Origin of the sequence: Methylobacterium sp. Leaf106, assembly GCF_001422895.1 — a bacterium.
GTDB lineage: Bacteria > Pseudomonadota > Alphaproteobacteria > Rhizobiales > Beijerinckiaceae > Methylobacterium > Methylobacterium bullatum.
On the sequence record NZ_LMNB01000012.1, the window covers coordinates 320,161 to 344,536 of the forward strand.

General features: G+C 69.5%; 17 protein-coding genes. 12 read left to right on the forward strand and 5 right to left on the reverse strand.

Annotation, left to right across the window (positions count from 1 at the left end):
• Positions 1 to 30 precede the first annotated feature (30 nt).
• Positions 31 to 6,264, forward strand: a complete 6,234-nt coding sequence (locus tag ASF34_RS09360; protein WP_056160696.1) for a type I polyketide synthase — start codon at positions 31 to 33, stop codon at positions 6,262 to 6,264.
• Between the two features lie 53 nt (positions 6,265 to 6,317).
• The gene (locus ASF34_RS09365; protein WP_056160699.1) at positions 6,318 to 7,172 is read left to right on the forward strand and encodes an FkbM family methyltransferase; all 855 of its coding nucleotides are present in this window, start codon (positions 6,318 to 6,320) and stop codon (positions 7,170 to 7,172) included.
• Here the strand turns inward: ASF34_RS09365 and ASF34_RS09370 are convergent.
• Complete coding sequence (locus ASF34_RS09370; RefSeq protein WP_156465686.1) at positions 7,150 to 8,688, reverse strand: right-handed parallel beta-helix repeat-containing protein; 1,539 nt, start codon at positions 8,686 to 8,688, stop codon at positions 7,150 to 7,152. The genes ASF34_RS09365 and ASF34_RS09370 overlap by 23 nt on opposite strands.
• Before the next feature lie 332 nt (positions 8,689 to 9,020).
• Here ASF34_RS09370 and ASF34_RS09375 point away from each other — a divergent pair, with 332 nt between their 5' ends.
• On the forward strand, positions 9,021 to 11,213 hold the full coding sequence (locus ASF34_RS09375; RefSeq protein ID WP_056160703.1) for a GumC family protein: 2,193 nt from the start codon (positions 9,021 to 9,023) through the stop codon (positions 11,211 to 11,213).
• 172 nt (positions 11,214 to 11,385) lie between these two features.
• Positions 11,386 to 12,687, forward strand: coding sequence for a lipopolysaccharide biosynthesis protein (locus tag ASF34_RS09380; RefSeq protein ID WP_157196530.1), 1,302 nt, complete (start codon positions 11,386 to 11,388; stop codon positions 12,685 to 12,687).
• A gap of 160 nt (positions 12,688 to 12,847) precedes the next feature.
• Here the strand turns inward: ASF34_RS09380 and ASF34_RS09385 are convergent, their stop codons facing one another.
• Entirely contained in the window at positions 12,848 to 13,663 is an 816-nt protein-coding gene (locus ASF34_RS09385) for a HugZ family pyridoxamine 5'-phosphate oxidase (RefSeq protein ID WP_056160705.1), read from the reverse strand.
• A gap of 338 nt (positions 13,664 to 14,001) precedes the next feature.
• Here ASF34_RS09385 and ASF34_RS09390 point away from each other — a divergent pair, with 338 nt between their 5' ends.
• The 5 genes from ASF34_RS09390 to ASF34_RS09410 all read left to right on the forward strand — a co-directional run bounded on the left by ASF34_RS09390 (position 14,002) and on the right by ASF34_RS09410 (position 18,200).
• The gene (locus ASF34_RS09390) at positions 14,002 to 14,712 is read left to right on the forward strand and encodes a response regulator transcription factor (RefSeq protein ID WP_018046124.1); all 711 of its coding nucleotides are present in this window, start codon (positions 14,002 to 14,004) and stop codon (positions 14,710 to 14,712) included.
• Between the two features lie 168 nt (positions 14,713 to 14,880).
• Positions 14,881 to 16,638: a sensor histidine kinase gene (locus ASF34_RS09395; protein ID WP_018046125.1), complete on the forward strand. Its 1,758-nt coding sequence runs from the start codon at positions 14,881 to 14,883 to the stop codon at positions 16,636 to 16,638.
• A 12-nt stretch (positions 16,639 to 16,650) separates the two neighbouring features.
• Positions 16,651 to 17,175 (forward strand): HPr kinase/phosphorylase, encoded by a 525-nt coding sequence (locus tag ASF34_RS09400; RefSeq protein WP_056160707.1) that lies wholly within the window; start codon positions 16,651 to 16,653, stop codon positions 17,173 to 17,175.
• A gap of 122 nt (positions 17,176 to 17,297) precedes the next feature.
• Positions 17,298 to 17,699 (forward strand): PTS sugar transporter subunit IIA, encoded by a 402-nt coding sequence (locus ASF34_RS09405; RefSeq protein WP_026176340.1) that lies wholly within the window; start codon positions 17,298 to 17,300, stop codon positions 17,697 to 17,699.
• A 174-nt stretch (positions 17,700 to 17,873) separates the two neighbouring features.
• A complete protein-coding gene (locus ASF34_RS09410; protein WP_018046128.1) occupies positions 17,874 to 18,200 on the forward strand; it encodes an HPr family phosphocarrier protein in 327 nt (108 codons plus the stop codon).
• Between the two features lie 39 nt (positions 18,201 to 18,239).
• Here the strand turns inward: ASF34_RS09410 and ASF34_RS09415 are convergent, their stop codons facing one another.
• From ASF34_RS09415 to ASF34_RS09425, 3 genes are all read right to left on the reverse strand, one after another.
• On the reverse strand, positions 18,240 to 19,094 hold the full coding sequence (locus tag ASF34_RS09415; RefSeq protein WP_056160709.1) for a hypothetical protein: 855 nt from the start codon (positions 19,092 to 19,094) through the stop codon (positions 18,240 to 18,242).
• A 138-nt stretch (positions 19,095 to 19,232) separates the two neighbouring features.
• Positions 19,233 to 20,351 carry a CobW family GTP-binding protein gene (locus ASF34_RS09420; RefSeq protein WP_056160711.1) on the reverse strand — a complete coding sequence of 373 codons (1,119 nt, stop codon included), beginning with the start codon at positions 20,349 to 20,351 and terminating at the stop codon, positions 19,233 to 19,235.
• Between the two features lie 31 nt (positions 20,352 to 20,382).
• Positions 20,383 to 21,891 carry a D-alanyl-D-alanine carboxypeptidase family protein gene (locus ASF34_RS09425; protein WP_056160714.1) on the reverse strand — a complete coding sequence of 503 codons (1,509 nt, stop codon included), beginning with the start codon at positions 21,889 to 21,891 and terminating at the stop codon, positions 20,383 to 20,385.
• 363 nt (positions 21,892 to 22,254) lie between these two features.
• Between ASF34_RS09425 and queE the strand changes: the two genes are divergently transcribed.
• The 3 genes from queE (at position 22,255) to queC (ending at position 24,021) form a co-directional block, all read left to right on the forward strand.
• Complete coding sequence (queE, locus tag ASF34_RS09430; protein ID WP_056160715.1) at positions 22,255 to 22,887, forward strand: 7-carboxy-7-deazaguanine synthase; 633 nt, start codon at positions 22,255 to 22,257, stop codon at positions 22,885 to 22,887.
• A 61-nt stretch (positions 22,888 to 22,948) separates the two neighbouring features.
• Entirely contained in the window at positions 22,949 to 23,308 is a 360-nt protein-coding gene (gene queD / locus ASF34_RS09435) for a 6-carboxytetrahydropterin synthase QueD (protein WP_018046133.1), read from the forward strand.
• A gap of 2 nt (positions 23,309 to 23,310) precedes the next feature.
• Positions 23,311 to 24,021, forward strand: coding sequence for a 7-cyano-7-deazaguanine synthase QueC (queC, locus tag ASF34_RS09440; protein WP_056160717.1), 711 nt, complete (start codon positions 23,311 to 23,313; stop codon positions 24,019 to 24,021).
• Positions 24,022 to 24,376 lie beyond the last annotated feature (355 nt).

The window sequence follows — 24,376 nt, forward strand, 5'->3', positions numbered from 1 at the left end:
TCGGTCACCACAGAATACGTGAGGTACGCCATGTTTTCGCCGACCCCCGACACAGCAGGTGATGCACCGGGCCGGATCGCCATCATCGGCATGGCGGGGCGTTTCCCGGACGCCGCCACGACCGGCGAGCTCTGGCGTCTGCTGAAGTCGGGACGCGAGGCGACCCATTGGTTCAGCGACGAGGAACTGCTGGCCTCCGGCGTCTCCGCCGCGCATCTGCGCGACCCGCGCTACGTCAAGGCCGGCATGGTCCTGCCCGACATGGAAGCGTTCGATGCGGGCTTCTTCGGCCTGAGCCCTCGGGAAGCGGCCATCCTCGACCCCCAGCACCGGCATTTCCTCGAATGCGCCTGGGAGGCGCTGGAGGATGCGGGCCATCGTCCCGAGGCGTTCGCGGGGGCCATCGGCGTCTTCGCGGGCTGCGGGATGCAGGCCTATTTCGCCAACAACCTGCTCACCAATGCCGAGCTCGTCGAACAGGTGGGGCTCTTCCTCCTGCGTCATACGGGCAACGACAAGGACTTCCTCGCCACCCGGGCCTCCTACCTCCTCGACCTGCAGGGTCCGAGCATCTCGGTGCAGACCGCCTGCTCGACCTCCCTGGTCGCGGTCCATTTCGCGATCCAGAGCCTGCTCTCGGGTGAATGCGACATGGCTTTGGCCGGCGGCGTCACCATCGAGGTGCCGCACCGGCAGGGTTATCGCGCCGCCGAAGGCGAGATCCTGTCGCCGGACGGGCATTGCCGCGCCTTCGACGACGAGGCCAACGGCACCCTGTTCGGCAGCGGGGCCGGCATCGTGGCCCTGCGCCGGCTGGAAGACGCGGTCGCCGCCGGCGACCACATCTACGCGGTCATCTGCGGTTCCGCCGTCAACAACGACGGCTCGACCAAGGCCGGCTACCTCGCACCCAGCGTCGAGGGACAGGCTCGCGCGGCGGCCGAGGCCCTCGCGGTCGGGGGGGTCGACCCCGGCAGCGTCAGCTACATCGAAGCCCATGGGACCGGCACGCCGGTGGGAGACCCCATCGAGCTCGCGGCCCTGAGCGAGGCCTATTCCGTCCCCGGCCGGCGCCAGTTCTGCGGCATCGGCTCGCTCAAGACCAATATCGGGCATCTCGACACGGCGGCTGGCGTCGCGGGCCTGATCAAGGTCGCCCTGGCGATGCACCACGAGGAACTCCCCGCGAGCCTCAACTGCGCCCGGCCCAACGGCCGGTTCGATTTTTCCGCGAGCCCGTTCACCGTGGTCACGACGGCCAGGCCCTGGCCCCGCACCGGGACGCCCCGGCGCGCCGCGGTGAACTCCCTCGGGGTCGGCGGCACCAACGCCCACGTCATCCTGGAAGAGGCCCCGGCCGCGCCTGTGCCGGGTTCCGCGCGGGACTGGCAGATCCTCGCCCTGTCGGCGCGGACCGCCGAGGCCCTCGACGGGGCGAAGCGCAAATGGCGGGAGACGCTGGCCGATCCCTCGCCGGACCTCACCCTGGCGAACGCGGCCTTCACCACCCAGACCGGCCGCCGCGCCTTCCCGCATCGCTGCGCCGTCGTCGCCCGCGATCATGCAGGTGCGTGCGAGATCCTCGCCAGCCACACCCACCGCCGCATGGGAACGGGCAGCGCCGGTGCCGGGACCGTCGGCGCGGTCTTCATGTTCCCCGGCGGCGGGGCGCAATATCCTGGCATGGGCCGCGACCTCTACCGGGACGTGCCGGCCTTCCGCGAGGCGCTGGAGGCCTGCCTCGCGCTGCTGCCGCCCGATGCCCCGGACGGCCTGCGGGCGCTGCTCCTCGACAGCGAGCCGGGCGATGCCGCCGCGGCCGCCCTCCTGGCGCGGCCGCGCTACACCATCCCGGCCCTGTTCATCGTCGAATACGCCACGGCGCGCATGATGCTCGCCTGGAACATCCGCCCCGCCGCCGTCATCGGGCACAGCATGGGCGAGTATGCCGCCGCCTGCATCGCCGGCGTGATGTCCCTCGCCGATGCCCTGTCCGTCGTCGTCCTGCGCGGGCAGATCTTCGAGGCCGCGCCCGCGGGCGCCATGCTGGCGGTGTCGCTGCCCTCGGCCGAGCTGCGCGAGCGGATGGGTGACGCCCTCGACATCGCGGCGGAGAACGCCGCGACGCTCACGGTGGCGACCGGCTCCGTCCATGAGATCGCCGCCCTCGAACGGCGGCTGGCGGAGGACGGGATCGAGTTCCGCCGCCTGCGCATCAACGTCGCCGCCCATTCGCGCATGCTCGACCCCTTCCTCGACCGGTTCCGCGCGCGCCTGGACGCGATCGCCCTCCGCGAGCCCACGCTCCCCTTCGTCTCGAACCTCAGCGGCGCCTTCGTCGGGCCGGGTGAACTCACGCGGCCGGATTACTGGGTCTCGCATCTCCGGCAGACCGTCCGCTTCGCGGCCGGCGTTTCGGCGATCCTGGCCGAGCCGGACCGGGCGCTCCTCGAGATCGGGCCGGGCCACAGCCTCGGTGCCCTCGCGCGTCTCGCGGAGGGCGGGGGCTTCGCGCCTCTGGCCATCGCTCCGACCATGGGCCAGCCGGGGGACACGGAATCGGACGTCTGCGTCGCCCTGACCGCGATCGGCAAGGTCTGGGCCTGCGGCCATGACGTCGATTGGGCGGCGATCCGTGGGAGTGACGACGCGCGCCGGGTTCCCGTGCCGACCTACGCCTTCGAGAAACACCGGCACTGGATCGAGCCGGTGCGGGCGGCGACGATGCCGGTGGCCTTCGATGCCGGGGCGGACGGGCTCCAGCGGCTCGAGTCCATGGAGAACTGGTTCTCGGTGCCCCACTGGATGCCGGTGCCCGTCGCCCCCCGCGCGGCCGCGCCGGACCGGACATGGCTGATCTTCGCCGACGCCTCGCGACTGAGCACCGCGATCCTGGCGGCCCTGGAGAACCGGGGCGCGCGTGTGACCGTCGTGCGTCCAGGCGAGGCCTTCAGCGACCGCAACCGCCTGTTCCAGCTGACGCCCGACCAGCCGACCCAGTACCGGGACCTCGTCGCGGCCCTCGACCGGGATGGAATGCCGCCGGATCACATCCTCCACCTCTGGTCGACGAGCGCGCCGGACCCGTCCCCGGAGCGCCCCTGCGCCGAACAGGCACTGGGCTTCGACAGCCTTCTCGCCCTCTGCCAGGCGATGCAATATTGCGACGTCGCGGTGCCCAAGCGCCTGAGCGTCGTGACGCGGGAGAGCCAGTCGCCCCCGGACCATGCGGCCCGCCACCCGGAGCGCGCGACCCTGCTCGGCCTGTGCCGCGTCCTGCCCCGTGAGATGCCGGGTCTGGCGACGCAGCTCATCGATCTCGGCGGCGAGGATGTCCCCGGCCGCGACGCGGATCCGGTGGCGGAGGCCGCCCTCGTCCTGGCGGAGTGCGACGCGGAGCACGGCGTCGACCTCGTGGCCCATCGCGGAGGCACGCGGTTGGTTCAGCGGATGGTGCCCACGCGCATCGAGGGGCCGGCGGGGCTTCCCCATCGGCTGCGCCGGCGCGGCGTCTATCTCGTCACCGGCGGGTTCGGCGGCCTGGGCCTCGCCCTCGCCGGGTGGCTGGCGCGCGACGTGTCCGCGCGGCTCGTGCTGGTGGGGCGCGATGCCTCCGCCCATGTGGCGGCGATCCGCGACCTCGAGGCCGAGGGGGCCGAGATCCTCGCGGTGAGCGCCGACGTGACCGACCGCGCCGCCATGGAGCGGGTCGTCGTCGCCGCGCGGCAGCGCTTCGGCGCGCTCCACGGTGTGTTCCACGCGGCCGGCTCCATCGACGATGGCCCGATCATGGAGAAGACCGTCGAATCGAGCCGCCGGGTGATGGCGCCGAAGCTGGCCGGGGGGCTGGTCCTCGACGCGCTGCTGCCGGAAGGAAGCCTCGACCTGTTCGTGGTGTTCTCCTCCACCAGCGCCCAGATCGGGCCGCCCGGCCAGGTCGATTACGCCGCCGCCAACACCGCCCTGGACGCCCTGGCCGCCCGACGTAGTGATGGCCTGTCGGTGGCATGGGGAATCTGGGGCGATATCGGCATGGCGGCCCGGATCTACGGGGGAGCGGCCCTGTCCGGTACCCCCGAAGGTCACCCGCTCCTCGGGGTCGAGACCGGCCGCACCGAGACCGCCATCACCTTCCAGGCCCTCTACGACCCCGCCCGCATGTGGGTGCTGGCGGAGCACGTCCTCGACGGCCGTCCGATCCTGCCCGGCGCGGCCTATGCCGAGATCGCGCTCGCGGCCGCCACGGCGGGGTTCACGTCCTCCGGCGTCGATCTGCGGGGGCTCACGGTCGATCTACCCCTCGTGTTCGAGCCGGGCGTGAAGCGTCTCGTGCGCACCACGCTGACGGCCCTCGACGGCGGAGGCTTCGCCCTCTCCGTCGAGAGCCGCCCCCTCCTGGGCGAGGAATGGGTCGAGCATGCGCGCGCCACCCTGTGGCCGGGATCGACCCTGCCCTGGGCGGTCCGGCGGGTGGCCCGCCGGGCGGCGCGCCGGGAGGGGGTGCACGCGCTTCCGGGCCTCGGCTTCCCGCAGGGCGAGACCGTGACGTTCGGGCCGCGCTGGCACACGATACGCTGGATCGAGCGCGGCGATTGGGAGGCCGTGGCCGAACTCGAACTGGCCGCCGAGTTCGCGGGCGACCTCGACGGGATCACGGCGCATCCCGCGCTCACCGATATCGCGACCACCTTCGGGCTGCATCTCCTCGCGCCCCCGGCCGACGACATGGTCTACGTTCCGACCTCGATCGAGCGCATGCGGATCGCGCCGGGGCGCTGGCCCTGCCGGATCCGCAGCCACGCCCGGCTCACGGCGTTGCAGCACGGCGCCTCCGCCCGGTTCGACGTGGTCATCGGCGATGTGAACGGCGTGCCGCTCGCCGTCTTCGAAGGCTTCACCCTGCAGAGCGTGTCCCGCGCCGTGAAGTCCTCGCAGGCCGACGCGCATCCGCCGAGCCTCGAAGCGCGGCTGAAAGCCGGCATCATGGCGGCGGACGCTCCCGACCTGTTCCGCCGGGTCTTCGATTGCCGGGGCGCCGGGATCGTCGCGTCGTCGATCGCCCTGTCCGACCTGCGCCGGGAGGCCCTGTCCGCGATCCGCCCGAAGCCGCCGGCGGCACAGCGTTCGGCCCGGCCGGAGAGCGGCGAGGCGGATTACGCGAGCGAGATCGAACGCCAGATCGGCGGGTACTGGGCGGACCTGCTCGGCGTCCCCGCGGTGCGTCCCCAGGACGATTTCTTCGAGCTCGGCGGGTTCTCGCTCCTGGCGGTCCGGTTGTTCGCCCGCATCCGCAAGAACCACGACGTGGACCTGCCGATCGCCACCCTGTTCCGCGCCTCCACCCTGCGCCAGCTGGCGAGCCTGGTCGGCGGGATGATCGCCCCGGAACCCGCGGCGGACGGGGCCGAAGGGGCGGCGGCGTCGGACAAGGTGCTGGCGATGCCGGCCGTCGCCTGGTCGCCCCTGGTGGAGATCTGCCGGGGCGTGCCCACCCGTGCCCCGATCTTCTGCATCCATGGCGGCCAGGGCAACGTCCTGAACTTCGAGAAGCTGAGCCGGCGCCTCGGCCGGGACCAGCCCTTCTACGGATTGCAGGCGCGCGGCGCCGACGGGCGGCTCGCGCCGCTGGACTCCATCGAGGAGATGGCAGCCTCCTACATCGCGGCCATCCGCGAGGTCGATGCGCACGGTCCCTACCGGATCGCGGGCTATTCCGGCGGCGGGGTGATCGCCTACGAGGTCGCGCAGCAGCTGACCCGCGCGGGCTATTCCATCGCGCTCCTGGTCCTCTTCGACACCCTGTCGACCACCAGCGTCGCGCAGCAGCACAGCACGGTCGAACGGCTCTGGGCGGTCCGCCGCTGGAGCCTCGGCTACACGCTGGGCTGGCCGTCCCGCCTGATCGAGCGCCGCCGCCGCGCTGCGGAATTCGCGCGGGAGCGCTTCGACCCGAACGTCCCGATCCCCGACATGTACCGCGCGCAGTTCATCATGAACGCCTATCTCGCCGCGCAGGGCCGCTACACGCCCGAGCCCTATGCCGGGAGCATTCTGCTGTTCCGCTCGACGGACGCGTATGTCCCCTATCTCCTCGCCGGGCCGGATCTCGGCTGGGGCGGCCTCGTCCGGGGGGGGATCGACATCCACAAGATCGCGGCGACGCACGAGACGCTGTTCCAGGAGCCCGCCGTCGACAAGCTCGCCGGCATCCTCCGGCGCAGGCTCGACGGCCTGATGCACTATCCCGTGCGCAAGAGCGCCTGATCCGCCCCGTTCCGCGATCGACGACACCCCGTTGCCCGGTAGGGAGACCGAAGATGGATTTCGTCGATCGCGCCTACAGGCACTACAGCGACGTCAAACAACTCGGCCTGCCCGTGCTCCTGCGCGGGCTGCACTGCCGCGCCTCCTCCCGCGAGGCCCGTCTGGTCCGGACGGTCCACGGCGCGTTCTACATCCGGCCGCACACGTCGGACATGGAGGTGCTGAGATCCGTCTTCGGCCGCATGGTCTACGACCTCGACCGGGTCCGCCAGGGGGCGGCCACCCGGAGCGAGTACGAGAGGATCTGCGCGGCGGGACACACGCCGATCGTCATCGACGGAGGCGCCAATGTGGGAATCGCGGCGCGCTACTTCGCGCGGGCCTATCCCAGGGCGGTCGTGCTGGCGGTGGAGCCGGACGAGGACAACCTCGCCGTCTGCCGGAAGAACACCGAGGTCTGCCCCAACATCTGCGTCGTCCCCACCGCCCTCGGCGGCCGGAGCGGCTGCGTGAACCTCGAACACGGCAGCGGCGACGCCGACAGCGGGCGGACCGAGCGGGCGGACCACGGCATCCCGATCACCGTCATCGCGGAACTCAAGGACCTGATCCCCAACGGCGAGCTGCTGATCGTCAAGATCGACGTCGAGGGCTTCGAGAAGGACGTGTTCTCCGGCGAGATCGGCTGGGTCTCCGAGCCACATGCGATCATCGTCGAACCGCACGACTGGATGCTGCCGGGCGACGGAACCAGCTTTCCGCTGCAGGACATCCTCCTGCGCGAGCGGCGGGAGATGATCCTGTCGGGCGACAACCTGATGCTCTTCAAGTCCCGCGCCGCATCCGCGAGGGGCGACACGTCGCACTGGCCGACGAGGGGGCTTCTCAAGGTGGTGCCGTCCGCGTGACGAGGCGGCCGAGCTTCTCCTGCCCGGCCTCGCGAAAACCCGCATAGTCGATGGGCGTCCGCCCCCAGATGAAGACCGGCTTCACGTCGGCGGGCGCGGCGTAGGTGTTCCTGTCGAAACTGTTGCCGCCCTCCTCGATGATCCGGGCATTCGGGGCGGCCTCGTTCGTATCCGTGACGCCGCCGGCGCTGCCCCTGCCGGTGAACAGGATCCGGTTGTCGTGGACGCGGTTGCCGGTGGTCCTGTAGAAGCCGCCGCCGTCCTTCTCGCGGCCCTGGTCGACGAGCACGATGGCGCGGCCGTCGGGCCGGACGGTGATGGTGTTGTCGGAGACCTCGACGCCGCTCGAGGCCGCCACCTGGATGTCGGCCCCCCAGAACCAGACCGGATGGCCCGCGCCGTTGAAGCGCAGCGTATTCCCGCGGATCACGGCGTCGTAGGAGATCTCGAAGAAGATCCCGGCGGTGGAATTGTTCTCCACGGTATTCTTCTCGAACAGGACGTCGCGGCAATCGATGTCGCACCAGAGGCCCGGACCCGCATTGTCGTGGACGTGGTTCCCGCGCAGGACCACCTCCTGGCTCTGGGTGATCTTGAGGCCGCCTGCCTCCCATTCGGGGTCGAAGCCGGCCGTGTTGTTCCAAGCGATGCGGTTGTTCTCGATCAGGATCCGCCGCCCTTGCGCGGCCGCGCCGAGCTGGCCGTTCCGCTCGATCGTGCTGCCGGTGATCGCCCCGTCGGAGCCCACATCGACGCCGAGCCCGGCATTCAGGCGGATCTGCGAATCCTCCACGCGCCACCCGGTGCCCTCGCCGCCGCGGATCGCCCCCATCTGGGTCGGCGTGTCGTATTTCTCCACGACGAGCCCCTTGATCCGCACATCGGCGGCCCGGCTGCGGAAGGCGAAGCGCGCCGCGCTGACCTCGACGCGGCGTCCCTCCGGGTTGTCGGCGAGGATCGCGCGGCCGGCCGCCGCCTCAACCACGTAACGTCCGGGACCGAGGTCGCCGCGGGACGCGACGCGAGTGAGCGGCTGGCCGTCGAGGAACACGGCCAGCGACAGCAGGCAGAGCGAGCCGCCGCCGCGACATTGGCCGGCGCCCACATGGCGCGGGTACGATCCGGTGAGGGACCAGTACGGACCCGCCCGTTCGAACTGCCGGACGATGCGCGAACCGTCGAGGACGCTGCCCGGCTCGCCGAGGAACGTCTGACCGCGCAAGGGCGCGATCTCCTGCATCCGGTAGAGGCCGGCGCCGATGCAGATGGTCCCGCCCTCACCGGCGCGGATCGCGGCCCGCTGGATCGACTCGCCGGCGGCGACGCGCACGGCCTTGCCGGGGCAGGCACCCTCCGCACCCTCTCCCCGCGCCGGGTCGCCCCCCTGCCAGAGGATCAGCCCGGCCAGGGGCAGCGCAAGGCGGAGCGCGCGCCGCCTCATGGCTCCCGCCGCCCGGTGAGGGGAGCGGGCGGCGGGCATCGCCGGCGGTGAGGCCTGTGCCGAGCGGTCATGCACCGGTCCGATCCTTCGGGACGCTGTTCTCGCCCGCCGCGACAGTCACGGCCGTGTCGAGATTCCGACGCCGCCACCCCTGTGCCGGGTTCTGCGAAACTGTGCGGGTTCCCGCTCGCGGAAAGGAAGACGAAAAACGGTCTAGAGCAGGGGGGCGAACGGGTTAGTCCGTGATCTCACTTCCCAAGCCAAGTCGAAATCCCGCTCAATCGCCCCGACCAGACGGCGGATCGGCCGGGTGCTGGATGGAAGCTCCGCCGTCACGGACCGGATGCTCGGAAGACGGCCGATCCCCCGACCGGAGCGTCGCGCCAGCTACGATCAACGAGGACCGAATGAACCGGGTTCTGGACCACTCCAAGGGCGGGGTCAGCGTCGTGCTCCGCCAGACCTACGAAGCCCAGACCCTGGGGTTCCTCACCGCGATCCTTCGGCATCGCCGGGTGATCGTCGGGCTCGCCGCCGCCGCCCTGGTGCTCGCGACCGCCATCTGCTGGTCGCTGCCCGACAAGTACAGCGCCGAATCCCTGATCCAGGTCGATCTCAGCCGCGTTGTCGCCTCACAGGCCACGTCGCCGAACCAGCAGGCGGCGACCAGCCTCGATGCCGGGGCCATCGTCGAGAGCGAGGCGCGGGTGATCCGTTCGCTGGCCACCGTCAGACATGCGGTCGAGGACCTCAAGCTCCAGGACGACCCGGCCTTCGCGCGGGGGCCGGGCCTCGTCTCCCGCATCCTGTCCACGGTACTGCCCGGATCGGCGAAGGAGCCCGCCGATTCCACCGCCTCGGTGGAGGCGGTGACCCGCGAAGTCTCGCGGAACCTCGCCGTGACCAACGACACACGGGCCTACCTGATCAACGTGTCCTACAACTCGACCTCGCCGGAGCGTTCGGCGCGGATCGTCAACGCCGTGGTCGACGCCTATCTGCGCAACCGCCTGGAGATGGGGGTGGCGGCGGCCGAGCGGACGCGGACCTGGCTCGAGGAGCAGATCGGCGAGAGCCGGCGAGAGCTCGAGACCGCCGAGGCGGCCGTCGACCGCTACAGGCGGCAGACCGGCTATGTGGAGGGCGGCACGCAGGGCATGAGCCTGCCGCAGCAGGAGGTGCGCGATGCCGTGGCCCAGCTCGCCGCCGCCCGCCAGACCCGGCTCGCCGCCGAGGCGCGCCTGTCGCGGGCCCAGGAGGTCTTCGCCGCCGGCGGCACCCCCTCCGCGCAGGACCTTTCCGGCGCGCCCCTGATCCAGAGGATGCTGGAGAGCGCGGAATCGGCCACGCGGGAATTCGCCAACGTCGCCGCGACCGGACCGCGTCATCCGGCCTACCTCCAGGCCAAGGCCAATATCGAGGCCGCGCAATCGCGGCTTCGCGAGGAGATCAAGCGCGCGATCGGCAATCTCGAGAGCGACGTCAAGGCGGCCACCGCCGACGAGGCGAACCTCGCCGACAGGGTCGACGTGCTGAAGGCGAACCTCGTCGAGGGGATGGGGCAGGACGCCAAGCTGCAGAGCCTGCAGACCAACGCGGTGGCCATCCGCGAGCGCCTCAAGCTCCTGAGCGACGGCCACGCCCAGGCGCTGGCGCTCACCGGGATGAAATCATCGACCACGCAGATCGTCATGGTGGCCAAGCCGGTGACGGTCCCGTCGGGGCCGAACCGGCTCCTGCTGATCTGCCTCGGCGTCCTCGGGGCGGGCGGCGTGGGGGTCGGCTACGCCGTCATGATGGACCGGCGCGACACCGGCTTCCGGTCCGATGCCGAGATCGCGCACGAAACCTCCCACCGCTGCCTCGGCATGGTGCCGGAACTCACCGGCGGTTCGTCGGCCGCCGAGGTCCGGATGTTCGACGAATCGATCCGCCTCGTCAGCGCGGCGCTCACCGGAGCCCGCGCCCTGGCCGAGCCCCGCGTCGTCATGGTGACGTCCTCGGTGCCCGGCGAGGGCAAATCGCTTCTCTGCATGGCGATGGCGAGCCTCCTGGCTCAGCGCGGCATCCGGACCCTCGTGATCGACAGCACGCCACGCCTCCATGGGGAGACCGACCGGCCCAGCCTCGATGATGTCGTGTTCGGCGACCCGGCGGGCTTCCCGCTGCGGAGCGACCCCGGCAAGGTCGTCGTGCTGCATCGGGCCGAGCACGGCGACTCGCACGACCTCTTCCTGACACCGGCCTTCGAGAGCTTCATCGAGCGGGCGCGGGAGAGCTTCGATCTCGTCCTCTTCGAGGCTCCCCCCGTGATGCTGTCCGTGGATGTCCTGACGATGGGCGGCCTCGCCGATGTCGCGATCCTGGCCGTTGCCTGGAACCGGACCCCCCGCGAGACGGTCCAGGCGGCCCTGCGGCGGCTGCAGGACAATTCCGTGCGCCTGCGCGGCCTGGTCCTGACGCATGTCAATCTGACGGAGCACAAGGACTTCCGCGTGGTCGACCAATGCTCCCACTACAACGATTACCGGGGGCATTTCGAGGAAGCCGGGGCGCATCACGCCCGCGGCGACCTGCTGCCGTCCAGGCTGTCCTCATAGGACCGGCCCGACGGACCCGTTCCCTGTCTGCACGACTTCTTCTCGGCGGCCATCCAGCGGATGTCGATCATGGCTTCGATCATCATCGTGTTCACGCCTGTCGGCGGAGGCGGCGCGCCGTTGTCCCGCGCGGTCGTGGCCTGCCCGACGCCGCCGGCGGTGGAGCCGGCCGGTGCTCGCTAGAGTGCGGGCTGCACGGATCGCCTGGCCCCTGATCGATCAAGGCGTCGCGAGCCTCGGCAACTTCCTGTTCACGATCGCCCTCGCGCGGACGTTGCCGCCGCAGGAATACGGCGCCTTCGCGCTGCTCTTCGGGATCCTGATGATCCTCTACACCGTCATGGCGTCGGTGCTGTTCTATCCGATGTCGGTCCTGGCCGATCCCGCGGACCGGGGCCGCATCGGCGAACTGATGAGCGTGAGCTTCATCCTGCTCGTCGGCCTGTGCGTTCCGGCCGGTCTCGTCCTGGCCGTCACGGCCTTCCTCATCGGCCGGCCGGACCTCATCGCGGCCCTGCTCGTCTACTTCTTCGTCTGGCAGGTGCAGGAGGCGTTCCGGCGCTACCTGTTCGTGGAACTGCGCTTCGGAGCCGCCGTCCCCGGTGAGATCGTCAGCTATATGGGGCAGATCCTGATCGCCGTCTGGCTCGCGCTCCGGGGTGACCTGACCCTGGAAACCGCCCTCTATGCCATGACCGTCACATCGGCGGCGGCGGCCGTCCTCCAGGGGATACAGGTTGGGTTCTCCCTGCGCCGGCATGCGATGACCCGCATCCGGGCCGTCGCCCTGGACTTCTGGCGCCTCGGCGGATGGGCGCTGGCGAACAACCTCTGCGCCGCCCTGCGGGTCCAGTTCCTGTTCTGGTTCCTGGCCGCCCTGTCCGGGGCCGCTCTGCCGGCGCTGCTGCAAGCCGGCTTCAACATCGTCAACCTGCTCAACCCGCTCATGATCGGGCTCGGCAACGTCATCCTTCAGGTCTCCTCACGGGCGCATGCCGGGGGAAAGGCGGAGGCTTGGCGCGCCACCCACCCCCTCGCCCTGTCGGGGATGCCCATCGTGATCGTGTTCCTGGCGGCCATCGTGGCATTTCCCCACGAGGTGCTGGGCCTCATCTACGGTGCCCATTCTCCCTATGTGGACATCGCGACCCCGGTCCGGCTCCTCGCCATCGCGGCCCTCGCCGCGTTCGTGACGGACATCGTGTGCGCCTATTTCCACGGCGTCTCGCAAGCCAAGCAGGCCCTGATCGTGAACGCGGCCGGGGCCGTGGCGACGATCCCGATCGCCATCCCGCTCATCATCGGGTTCGGCCTGAACGGAGCCTGCATCGCCCTCTGCCTCGCCAACGCCGTCCGCCTCGTCGTGCTGCACCTCCTCTTCACCAGGATGATCGCTACCGACACCGCCGACGCCTCCTCCGGCCGGGTGCGGGACCAGGCCGTCCCGGCCCCGCTCCGCGGACGATCCGGGTGAGGCCATGCCGGCTCCGGAACCGATACCCGTCGGCGATGATCGGGACACGGGGGATTTTCCCCGGGCGACGGCCCTGGGCCGATGAGGCGGACGGCCCGGGCGAGGGGGAATGCCGGACGGGGCCAACCCGCTCGGGCGCCACGTCGTCGCGACTGCGTCGTCATTCGCTCACTACAGGGGCCTCGCGCGCCTTCGCGGCCATCTCGACCAGGACCTTGCGCAGGCCGCCCATGTCGGTGACCGGCGCCGGATAGCGGATGCGCGCGGTGCGGTCGCCGGCCAGGAGGTCCATGCCCTCCGGGTCGAGGCCGGTCAGGCGCCAGGGTCCGTCGCCGCCGCCCTCGCCCTTGGCGTAGAGGGCGAGCGCGTCGGCATGGTCCGCATTCATGTGCTCCACCGCCCCGCGCTCGCCGGCGATCAGGGTCTCGGCCCCCGACAGGTCGAGGCGGAGTTCGGCGGGGGTCAGCGTGGCCGCCTTGGCGAAGCCCCCGTTGAGATGCCCGGCGCCGGGTTCCAGGGCGAAGAAGCCGAAATCGGGGAAGTCCGCGTAGAGCTTCGCCTTCGGGTGGCGGGCGACGAAGCGCTCGCGGATGCGCGGCTCCGTCGTTTGGCTCACCCGGCCGGTGACGGTGAGGCGGGGATGGGCCAGGGGATCGCCCTTGCCCCCGGCGCTGAACAGCAGCGAGGCGCGGGGATCGGCCAGGAGGTTGCGCGTATGGGCCGAGAGGCGCGAGAGCAGCATCAGGGGGGTGCCGTCCACATCCGTGGCGATCGTCACCAGCGAGGCGAAGGGCGTCCCGTCCTCGGCGTCGAGGGTGGCCAATGCCCCGGAGCGGATGCTGCGCAGGAGATGCCGGGCGAGGCCGATGGCATCGAACGGGGCCTCCGAGGCCGGGAGCGGAGCGGCGGGACCCCGCCGCTGCGGCGGTGCCTCGCCCCCGCCCCGACCATCCTCGATCCGGTTTCCGTCAGCCATGGTGCATCCTGCTTTCATGTGGGCTCGGGCCGGGCTTTTCCGACCGCCGGCCTTCATTCAGAATCGCGATGATAGGGGTTCTCGGACCGCTTGCGCGAGGCCGCCGGACTGCGGCGCGGCGGCCTCAGTCAAGCGTCAAACCGACATATCCACCGGGCAAGCTCGCTTTTTTCAACCGAAGTCTTTACACAGCCTGACTCTCCGCGCGAATGCGGCCCCGTTTCCGACGGGTTCGCCAGCGCGCCTTGCCGGCCCTCGTCTTCTGAGGGCGGGATGCGGAGACGACAAGAGCGAACCGACGTCCGCGAAGGCCGCATCCGAGCAACAGGGAACGCGAAATGCCCACCATCGCCCTCGTGGACGACGATAGAAACATCCTCACCTCGGTCTCGATCGCCCTCGAGACCGAAGGCTATCGGATCCAGACCTACACCGACGGCGCCTCGGCCCTCGACGGCCTGAAGCACTCGCCCCCCGATCTCGCGATCTTCGACATCAAGATGCCGCGCATGGACGGGATGGAGCTGCTGCGCCGCCTGCGCCAGAAATCCGACCTGCCGGTGATCTTCCTCACCTCGAAGGACGAGGAGATCGACGAGCTCTTCGGCCTCAAGATGGGCGCCGACGACTTCATCCATAAGCCGTTCTCGCAGCGCCTCCTGGTGGAGCGGGTCAAGGCCGTGCTTCGCCGCTTCGCCCCCAAGGACGGGCCGGGCGCCGCCGCGCGCGAGGCCGATGCCGCCGCCCGCTCCCTGGAGCGGGGCCTGCTGATGATGGACCCCGAGCGGCACACCTGCACCTGGAAGGGCGAGGCCGTCACCCTCACGGTGACCGAGTTCCTCATCCTGCAGGCACTGGCCCACCGGCCCGGCGTCGTGAAGAGCCGCAACGCCCTGATGGACGCGGCCTATGACGATCAGGTCTACGTCGACGATCGCACCATCGACAGCCACATCAAGCGCCTGCGCAAGAAGTTCAAGGTGGTCGACACCAATTTCGACATGATCGAAACCTTGTACGGCGTCGGCTACCGCTTCAAGGAAGGCTGAGCCGGACTCACGGACGTCGAACTCCCTCGAGAACGTCACCGCCACGCGCCGCCCGCCCGAACGGACGGGTTTCGCCGTCGCATGGCGGTGTTTACGGGCGTCGCGTGGCGGTGGTTTTGCTGCAGCGATGGCGCCCATTCCGGGCAAAATCTCCAACTTCGGACGATCGTGGATTCCCAAGACCAAGCCGACGCTCCGCAACGCGGCCTCCTCTCCCTGCCGCGCACGATCTGGCGCGGCATCGGCCAGCGCGCCTCCTCGAGCCTGACGCGCCGGATCGTCGTCCTCAACCTCGTCGGGTTGATCGCTCTCCTGTTCGGTTTCCTCTACCTGAACCAGTTCCGGCAGGGACTGATCCAGGCGCGGGTGCAGAGCCTGCTGATCCAGGGCGAGATCATCGCCGGGGCGATCTCCTCCTCGGCCTCGGTGGACACCGACGCGATCCGCATCGATCCCGACAAGCTGCTCCAATTGCAGGCCGGAGAAGGCGGTGCGGGCGACGACACCCCCTCTCCGCTCACCTTTTCCCTCAACCCCGAGCGGGTGGCGCCGCTCCTGCGCCGTCTCATCACGCCCACCGGCAACCGCGCGCGGGTCTACGACCAGGATGGCGGCCTGCTGTTCGACACCCGCACGCTCTCGGCCCGCGGCGAGATGGGCCGCAGCGACGGCATCGTCGTGCGGAGCAAGCACAACTTCCTCGAACAGGCCTGGGAGTTCGTCCAGGCCAAGCTGTTCGGCACCGCCCGCACGTCGGTCCTGGAAGAGGTCGGCCCGGCGAGCGGCCACAGCCTGAAAGAAGTCCAGGTCGCCCTCGGCGGCGCCCGCGGCACCCTGGTCCGCCGCAACGAGGCCGGGGAGACAAACGTCTCCGTGGCGGTCCCGATCCTGCGGTCGGGGGCGGTCCGCGGCGCGCTGATGCTCTCGACCCAAGGCGGCGACATCGATCGCGTCATCGCCTCGGAGCGGTTCGGCCTGCTCCAGGTCTTCCTCATCGCCGCCTCCGTGATGCTGGTCCTGTCGATCCTGCTGGCCGGGGCCATCGCCGGCCCGGTGCGCCGCCTCGCGGACGCCGCCGAGAAGGTCCGCCTCGGCATCAAGTCGCGCGAGGAGATTCCCGATTTCACCGGCAGGACCGACGAGATCGGCCACCTGTCCGGTGCCCTGCGCGACATGACCCAGGCCCTCTACCGGCGCATCGACGCCATCGAGAGCTTCGCCGCCGATGTCAGCCATGAGCTGAAGAACCCCCTCACGTCCCTGCGCAGCGCCGTGGAGACGCTCCCCCTCGCCAAGTCCGACGATTCCCGTTCGCGCCTGCTCGCCATCATCCAGCACGACGTGAAGCGCCTCGACCGCCTCATCAGCGACATCTCCGATGCCTCGCGCCTCGATGCGGAGCTCGCCCGCGCCGAGGCGCGCAAGGTGGACCTGCACAAGCTGATGACGACGGTGGTCTCCGTCGCCAACGAGCGGCGGCGCCCGAAGGACGCGCTCATCCAGTTCGACGTGGACACGCCGCCCGGCGACGTGGAGGCGCCCTTCATGATCTTCGGGCATGACAGCCGGCTCGGACAGGTCGTCAACAACCTCCTCGACAACGCCCGCTCGTTCTCCCCCCCCGATGCCAAGGTACGGGTGGCCCTGCGCCGGGTCCGCGCCGAGGTGGAACTGATCGTCGAGGACGAGGGCCCCGGCATCCCCGAACACGCCCTGGAGCGGATCTTCGAGCGCTTCTACACCGACCGGCCGGAACAGGGGTTCGGCCAGAATTCCGGCCTCGGCCTGTCGATCTCGCGCCAGATCGTCCAGGCCCATCGCGGCACGATCAGGGCCGCGAACCGCCCCGGACCCGCCGACGAGAACGGGGAGGCGACGGTGCGCGGCGCGCGGTTCGTCGTGCGCCTCCCCGCGGCGTCCCGCTAGGCACGCCGGCCCGTGGAGCGGCCCCCTCCCGCATCGGCCCTCACGGTCCACGCCACCTGCCTGGTCCTGGGTGAAGCCGGCATCCTCATCAGGGGCGAATCCGGTGCCGGCAAATCGTCCCTGGCCCTCGCTCTCCTCGACCGGGCGCGGCAGGAGGGCGGCTACGGCGCGCTGGTGGGCGACGACCGTATCGGGCTCACCCCCCATCACGGACGCGTGGTCGCTCGCGGCCACCCCGCCCTTCACGGGTTGATCGAGATCCGGGGCATGGGGCTCGTCCGGGCATCGCCGCTGGCCGATGCGGCCGTCATCCGCCTCGTCGTCGATCTCGTCGGGACGCTGCCGCGACTGCCCGACACGCCCATGGATTCGGTCGATGTCCTTGGCATCGCGATTCGCCGGATCATACTGGACCGCAACATCCGCGACCGCGCGTTGGCGCCGGGTCTCGTGCTCTGTGCTCTCATCCCCAGTGCGAGCGTTGCCCCACGGACGCACCTCCGCACCGTCTCATGCGAATTCGGCTCTCCCATATAGCGTGGCGCCCACCCACATGACATGATCCTGGGGCTAGGAGACGCAAAACGTCACTCTCGTCTTGCGTCCGACCTTGCGCTGCACAAAATGGCGGCTCCCACTGGGTGTCGGAACACGCGTCTATGATTGGAATGGTGCTCGTCACCCACGGGCTGCTCGCCACCGAGTTCAAGGCTGCCCTTGAACACGTGGTCGGTCCGCAAAAGCAGATCGAGACGATCACGATCGGCCCCGACGACGATATGGAGCTTCGCAGGCTCGACATCGTCTCCGCCGTGGACCGGGTCGATACCGGCAAGGGCGTCGTCGTGCTCACCGACATGTTCGGCGGCACGCCCTCCAACCTCGCCTTGTCCTGCATGAATGGCGGGACCGTGGAGGTGGTGGCCGGAATCAACCTTCCGATGCTGATCAAGCTCGCCAGCGTGCGCGATGCCGAGCCCCTGGGGGATGCGGTGCTTCATGCCCAGGAGGCGGGCCGGAAGTACATCAACGTCGCCTCGCGCGTCCTCGCCGGCAAATAACACGTCCGCGAGACGAACGGACTTTCCCAAACATCCTCTGTCGGCTTATCAGGCAAGCGTGGCGATTTCGCGCGGCGTTGTCCCGGCTCGGCCGTGCCATCACTGGACGAGGATCGGGCCGGGCTCACCGTTGGCGCGCCGGGCACAGGGACGGGACAGGGACGGCACAGGCCCATGAGCGACGCTTACGACGACGACGATGTCGAGCCCGAGATCACGGTCCCGGAGGGCGGCCATTTGAGGATCCTTCCGGTCATCAACCGGCGCGGCCTGCACGCTCGGGCCTCGGCCAAGTTCGTGCAGACGGTGGAGAAGTTCGAGGCCGCGGTGACCGTCACACGCTCGGGCGAGACCGTGGGCGGACGCTCGATCATGGGCCTGCTCACCCTCGGCGCGGCACAGGGTACGTCCATCGCCGTGGTGGCCTCTGGCAGCGATGCCGAAGCCTGCCTCCAAGCCATCACCGACCTCCTCGCCAACAAGTTCGGCGAGGACGAATAGGCCGGGAGCGGCCTTCGATATCCGAAGCTTATGGGGGGGTCAGGCCGCCCGCGTCTCGGCTTGCCGCCATACGATCGAGCCCGGACCGGCGCCGAGGCGCAGGACCGCGGCGACGATGACGCCATCCTTGCGCGCGAAGTCGACGCTGGTCTGGCGCCTCTGGGCGAAGCGCCGCGTCACCACCCTGACCATGGACGAGGCGGACGGATCCCGCACGATCGGGTTTCCGGACACACGCGCATCGAACGAGAGATAGGTCTCGACGGCATCGCGGATGCGGAAGGGCTCGGTGATGCGCTCGATCTCGACGCCATCGCGGGTCCACTGTCCGGCAAGCCGCACGCCCACGCGATCCCGCGCCGGCACGACCTGGGCATCGGACGCATCCGAAAGAAGGACCGTCTCCTCCGGTAGGGGCACCGCGGGGGGCGGTATCATGATCAGCGTCGAGCGGGGATGGACCGCCTTGACCGCCGCACGCAACGCGCCCTCGACCTCATCGAGGAACCCGGGCTCGATGGTGGGCGCGACGACCGGACCGGGCGGGTACCAGCCCTGTGCCCGGCCATTGCCCCACAGGCCGTGCGGCATGGATAGGGGAATGACGCCGCGCAGGCGTGCGAGCTCGCCTTGGCCGCTCCATGCGAAGGCGAAGACGAGATCGCGACCGCCGGATTGGTGCACGGCCGCGGTGAGCAGGTAGTCCGGGTCGGCGTAGATCGGTTCCGGCCAGCGGATACGGGTGAGGAGCGCGCGCCACGCGTCGATCTCCACCGGCTCCACCACGTTGGGCCGCCTTAAGACGATGCGACACTCCTCCGCGTCGACACCCGTCCCGATTCGCCCCGCTTCGACGAACCGGCCACCCTCAATGATGCTCAGCCCCTGTCTCATTCGGCGATTCCGCTACCGATGTGTTCCGAAATGGAACATCATCCTCGGCCATAAGGCCAAGCATGGTATATAGAATCAAAATGAATGCCGCCCAGCTATTCTCAAAATAGGACGGCCGCTGCCGAAGAGACCGGTGAACTAGCCCCCGGGGATCGCCAGCGGATTGGCCGTCAGCGCGGCGGCATCGGGCGCATCGATCCTCGGACGCCCCAGAAAGGCATCCCACAGGCCGGTGACGAAGGCCGGATCGAGATCGCGCACGATCAGGACGAGGCGAGAGCGGTGATCGTCGTCGGGCCATGCGGCGAGCTGGACCGGCATATGGATCACGTGCTGGACGCCGTGGACCACCACGGGACGATCCGGTTCGTCGGCGAGCGCCACCAGCCCCTTCAGGCGCAGGAGCTTCGGGCCGTGGCCGGACCGCAGGAGATCGAGGAACATCTCGAGAGCGGCCCGCTTCACCGGCACGTCGCTGGTGAGGGTGAAGGCCCGGATCGCGGCGTCGTGCCGGTTCACGTCGTGATGGTGGTGGCCGTGATGATGATCGTGGTCCGGGAAGGCCTCGGCGCCGAGCCAGGCGCGGACATCCGCGCTCTTGCCGTCCAGACCGAAGAACCCGCCGAGAAGCTCGGCCGGCGCCACGTCGGGACCATGAATGGGCGCCGTGGGATTGAGAACCCGGAGGCGGTCGCGCAGGGCGTCGCTTCCCGTGTCGACGAGATCCTCCTTCGCCAGCACGATCCGGTCGGCCACGGCGGCCTGGCGCACGGCCTCGGGATGAGCGTCGAGGGTGGATGCGCCGTTGACCGCGTCCACCACGGTGACGACGGCCTGCAGCCGGTACCGCAGGGCGAGATAGGGATGGTAGATCAGTGCGTGGAGGATCGGGGCCGGGTCTGCGAGGCCCGTCGTCTCGATGACGACTCGCCGGAACGGCGTGATGCGGCCGTTGTCGCGCTTGCGCAGCAGATCTTCGAGGGTGGCGATGAGGTCGCCGCGCACGGTGCAGCACAGGCACCCGGCGCCGAGCAGGATCATGTCCTCGTCCACCGTCTCGATCAGCAGGTGATCGAGGCCGATCTCGCCGAACTCGTTGACGATGACCACGGTGTCCGACAGGGCCGGATCGCGCAGCATCCGGTTGAGGAGCGTGGTCTTGCCGGCTCCGAGGAAGCCGGTGAGCACCGTGAGCGGGATCGGCTCCGGACGACGGGGATCGTCGTTGGGAGACGTGGGCTGGGAGGGATTGGGCATGGAACCGGCCTACCCCGCCGCCGCCGCCGGCTCAATCCTCGGCGGATCGCGCAGCGGAGGTCTTGCCGGTGCCTGATGCCTTGGCGGCGCTTTTTGAAGACTTGGCCGCAGGCTTGGCCGTGGACTTGTCCGCAGCCTTCGCCGCAGGCTTTTCCGGGGACTTGTGGGCCGGCTTCGTCGCGGCTTTCGCAACGGGCTTCTTGCCGGCATCGGCTTTGGCTGAGGATTTCGCGCCGCCCGCGATCACGGGCGTCGTCTCCACCGGAGCATAGGCGCTGGCGGTGGCCGGCACGGCGCCCTTGCCGTTCGCGGCCGGCTTGGCGAGCCTCGATGCCTCGCGCTTGGCGTTCGCGGCCTCGAGCTTCGTCTTGCGGGCCTCCGCGATCTTGGCGGCGCGTTCCGCCTTCTCGGCCTCGGCCTGCTCGTTCAGGGCGATGGCGCCTTCGGCCGGATCGCGGCCGATCCAGACCAGGATCGGCTGCAGGGGCGCGCGCGGTGGCAGGGCGCGGCCCTTCAGGGAGCCGTTGTTGAGGGTGGCGAAAGCGAGCGCCGAGCCCACGGGCGCGGCGGCGGCGAGGATCGAGGCATTCTCGCTGCCGGCCTGCGAGGCGATGGGACCGGGGCCTTCGTCGACCGGCAGGGCCTTGCGCTTGTCGCAGATATAGGGGCGCAGGTCCGGCGGCTCGGAGATGGCGGAAGCGGGCAGGGAATCGATGGTCTGCGCGGTCCATCCCGCCGATTGGCCAAAGCCGTAATCGAACAGGTCGGACGCTTTGAGGTCGCGCTCGCGGGCGCTCGGCTGGCCCATGACGATGGTGATGAGACGGCGGCCGTTGCGGGTGGCGCTGGCCACCACGTTGAAACCGCCCGAACAGATGAAGCCGGTCTTCATGCCGTCGGCCCCGGCATAGCGGCCGAGCAGGCCGTTATGGTTGGCCATGATCGACTTGCCGAACTGGATCGCGCTGATCGAGAACAGGGCGCGGTTGTCTGGAAAGTCGCGGATCAGTGCCCGGCCGAGCACCGCCATGTCGCGGGCCGAGGTCCATTGCCGGGCATCCGGAAGGCCGTTGGGATTGGTCCAGCGGCTCTCGCGCATGCCGATCCGGGCGGCGGTCTCGTTCATGAGGGCGGCGAAGCCTTCGACCGAGCCGCCGAGATTCTCGCCGATCGCCCAGGCGACATCGTTGGCCGACTTGACCATGATGATCTTCAGGGCGTTGTCGAGGGTCAGTTGCGTGCCCGGCCTGAAGCCCATCTTCGAGGGTGGCTCGGCGGCGGCGGCGGGCGAGATGGTGATGAGGGTGTCGAGCGAGACCTTGCCCTGCCGCACCATGTCGAGAGCGACGTAGGCGGTCATCAGCTTGGTGATGGAGGCGGGGAACCACGGGTCGGTGGCGCCCTGAGCGTAGATGACCTTGCCGGAATCGACCTCGACCACGAGGATCGGCGCCGTCACCGCGCCGGCCGCACCCGCTCCGAGCAATCCCGCGGCCGTGGCGAGACCAAGAACGAGGCGGCGCAACAATCGGTTCGACATCAGGCCCGTCTCGAAAGGGAACGCCCCGACGCCATCATGGTCGGTCCGTCCGAAGAAAAATAGCGCAACGGCCGAGCTTTGGCGAGGGATGCCAGCCTGCGGCCAACCCTGCGAGAGGGCTCGGCGCGAATGCCCATCAACGCCGTCTCCATGGCGAGACCATGGCGATGCGGCCGAACGATTGGTGCGATGCACAGGTCCGGACGGGCGGACGTTGCCGCGCGCGCATGGTTGCGTTGGGCTCCGCGCCATGGCCTCGGAGCGAGGAGGCGTCTATGGGCTGTCCCATCGCGTCGCGATGTCGGAAGCAGGCCGTTGCCCAGCGCGGGACGGGGTCTTCCGGGGAGATCGGCTGAGAGAGCGATGGGCTACGCGGTCAAGGAACTGTTCCACACCCTCCAGGGCGAGGGGGCCCAGGCGGGCCGGGCCGCGGTGTTCTGCCGGTTTTCCGGCTGCAATCTCTGGTCCGGCCGCGAGGAAGACCGCGCCACGGCCGCCTGCACGTTCTGCGATACGGATTTCATCGGCATGGACGGCGAGGGCGGCGGGCGCTTTTCGACGCCGGAGGCGCTCGCCGACGCCATCGCCGCCACCTGGGAGGGCGGCGCGTCTCACCATTACGTGGTCTTCACCGGCGGCGAGCCACTGCTGCAGCTCGACCCCGCACTGATCGCGGCGGTGCACGCGCGCGGCTTCGAGATCGCGGTGGAGACAAACGGTACCCTGGCGGCCCCCGAGGGGATCGACTGGATCTGCGTGAGCCCGAAGGCCGGCAATGCCCTGGTCCAGACCACCGGGCACGAGTTGAAGCTCGTCTACCCCCAGGACGACGCGCGTCCCGAGCGCTTCGCCACCCTCGACTTCCGCCACCACTGGCTCCAGCCCATGGACGGGCTGGACCGCCTTGCCCATACCCGAGCGGCGGTGGAGTATTGCCGCCGCGACGCGCGCTGGCGGCTCTCGCTGCAAACCCACAAGATCATCGGTATCCCGTGACCCCCTTCCGTGACCTTGTGCCGGTCAGTTCGGCGCGCGGAGAACCTCAGAGTCGACTCTCATGAAGATCACCCAGGCCTTCACCTTCGAGGCGGCGCATCGCCTGCCCAACGTGCCCGAGACGCATCGCTGCCACCGGATGCATGGGCATTCCTACCGGGTCGAGCTGACGATCTCCGGCGCCGTGGACCCGGCGACGGGCTGGGTGGTGGACTTCTTCGACGTGGAGCACGCCTTCGCGCCGATCCTGGCCCAGCTCGACCATTACTGCCTCAACGAGGTCGAGGGGCTGGAGAACCCCACCGCCGAGCATATCGCGGCCTGGATCTGGCATCGGACGAAGCCCGCCCTGCCCGGCCTGTCCTCGGTGAAGGTCATGGAGACTCCGATGTCCTGGGCCGAATACGAAGGCGAAGCCTGACCATGAGCGACGACGGTGCCCTGGTCCTGTTCTCCGGCGGACAGGATTCCACCACCTGCCTCGCCTGGGCGCTGGAGCGCTTTCCCAGGGTGGAGACCCTTGGCTTCGACTACAATCAGCGCCACCGGGTCGAGCTCGACGGGCGGGCGCCCCTGCGCGAGACGATGGCGGCCATGAACCCGGCCTGGTTCCGGCGTCTGGGCCGCGACCACACCATCGCCCTCGATGCCCTGGGCAAGGTCTCCGAGACCGCGCTCACCCGCAGCACCGAGATCGCCTTCGAGGCGGGCGGCCTGCCCAACACCTTCGTGCCCGGCCGCAACATCATCTTCCTGACCTTCGCCGCGGCCCTGGCCTACCGCCGGTCGCTGGGCCACATCGTCGGCGGCATGTGCGAGACGGATTACTCCGGTTATCCCGATTGCCGGGACGATACGATCAAGGCGCTCCAGGTGGCGCTGAACCTCGGCATGGACCGCCGCTTCGTCCTCCACACGCCGCTCATGTGGATCGACAAGGCCGAGACATGGAAGATGGCCAAGGACCTCGGCGGCCAGACCCTGGTGGACCTCATCGTCGAGGGCACCCACACCTGCTACCTCGGCACACGTGGGGAACGCCACGCCTGGGGTTACGGCTGCGGCACCTGCCCCGCCTGCGACCTGCGGGCGAAGGGCCATGCGAAGTTCGTGGCCGAGGCGGTGACGGAGTAGAGTGGGCGTCTGCGCCGTCGCGGACAGCGGGACCCCCTTCGCCGTGCCGGGCTCCCCACGCCATTTCTCGCACGAGACGATCAGCGACATCCGTCCTGTTTCAGGACTGGATTCAGGTTCAGCTCAAATATTCAATCAATAGATCGTAGAAGTCGTGGGATAATTGACAGCCGATTCTTCGTCGGCGAAAAAGGATTCGGCGCCATTGCACGACCGGAGGGTGCCGTGCTGGAAATCATATTTTGGATCTCTGCATTTGTTTCGATTTTTGGCAGCATAGGATTGATCGTTATATTCTTATGGCCTGAGAAGCGGCAGCATATCGAGTGGGACGACAATTCGATCGATTGAATGA

What these genes read in the sequence shown, in the direction of transcription:
- ASF34_RS09360 (WP_056160696.1), top strand. Translation starts at nt 31, where the DNA reads ATGTTTTCGCCGACCCCCGACACAGCAGGTGATGCACCGGGCCGGATC.
- ASF34_RS09365 (WP_056160699.1), top strand. Translation starts at nt 6,318, where the DNA reads ATGGATTTCGTCGATCGCGCCTACAGGCACTACAGCGACGTCAAACAA.
- ASF34_RS09375 (WP_056160703.1), top strand. Translation starts at nt 9,021, where the DNA reads ATGAACCGGGTTCTGGACCACTCCAAGGGCGGGGTCAGCGTCGTGCTC.
- ASF34_RS09385 (WP_056160705.1), bottom strand. Translation starts at nt 13,663, where the DNA reads ATGGCTGACGGAAACCGGATCGAGGATGGTCGGGGCGGGGGCGAGGCA.
- ASF34_RS09390 (WP_018046124.1), top strand. Translation starts at nt 14,002, where the DNA reads ATGCCCACCATCGCCCTCGTGGACGACGATAGAAACATCCTCACCTCG.
- ASF34_RS09405 (WP_026176340.1), top strand. Translation starts at nt 17,298, where the DNA reads ATGATTGGAATGGTGCTCGTCACCCACGGGCTGCTCGCCACCGAGTTC.
- ASF34_RS09410 (WP_018046128.1), top strand. Translation starts at nt 17,874, where the DNA reads ATGAGCGACGCTTACGACGACGACGATGTCGAGCCCGAGATCACGGTC.
- ASF34_RS09415 (WP_056160709.1), bottom strand. Translation starts at nt 19,094, where the DNA reads ATGAGACAGGGGCTGAGCATCATTGAGGGTGGCCGGTTCGTCGAAGCG.
- ASF34_RS09420 (WP_056160711.1), bottom strand. Translation starts at nt 20,351, where the DNA reads ATGCCCAATCCCTCCCAGCCCACGTCTCCCAACGACGATCCCCGTCGT.
- ASF34_RS09425 (WP_056160714.1), bottom strand. Translation starts at nt 21,891, where the DNA reads ATGTCGAACCGATTGTTGCGCCGCCTCGTTCTTGGTCTCGCCACGGCC.
- queE (WP_056160715.1), top strand. Translation starts at nt 22,255, where the DNA reads ATGGGCTACGCGGTCAAGGAACTGTTCCACACCCTCCAGGGCGAGGGG.
- queD (WP_018046133.1), top strand. Translation starts at nt 22,949, where the DNA reads ATGAAGATCACCCAGGCCTTCACCTTCGAGGCGGCGCATCGCCTGCCC.
- queC (WP_056160717.1), top strand. Translation starts at nt 23,311, where the DNA reads ATGAGCGACGACGGTGCCCTGGTCCTGTTCTCCGGCGGACAGGATTCC.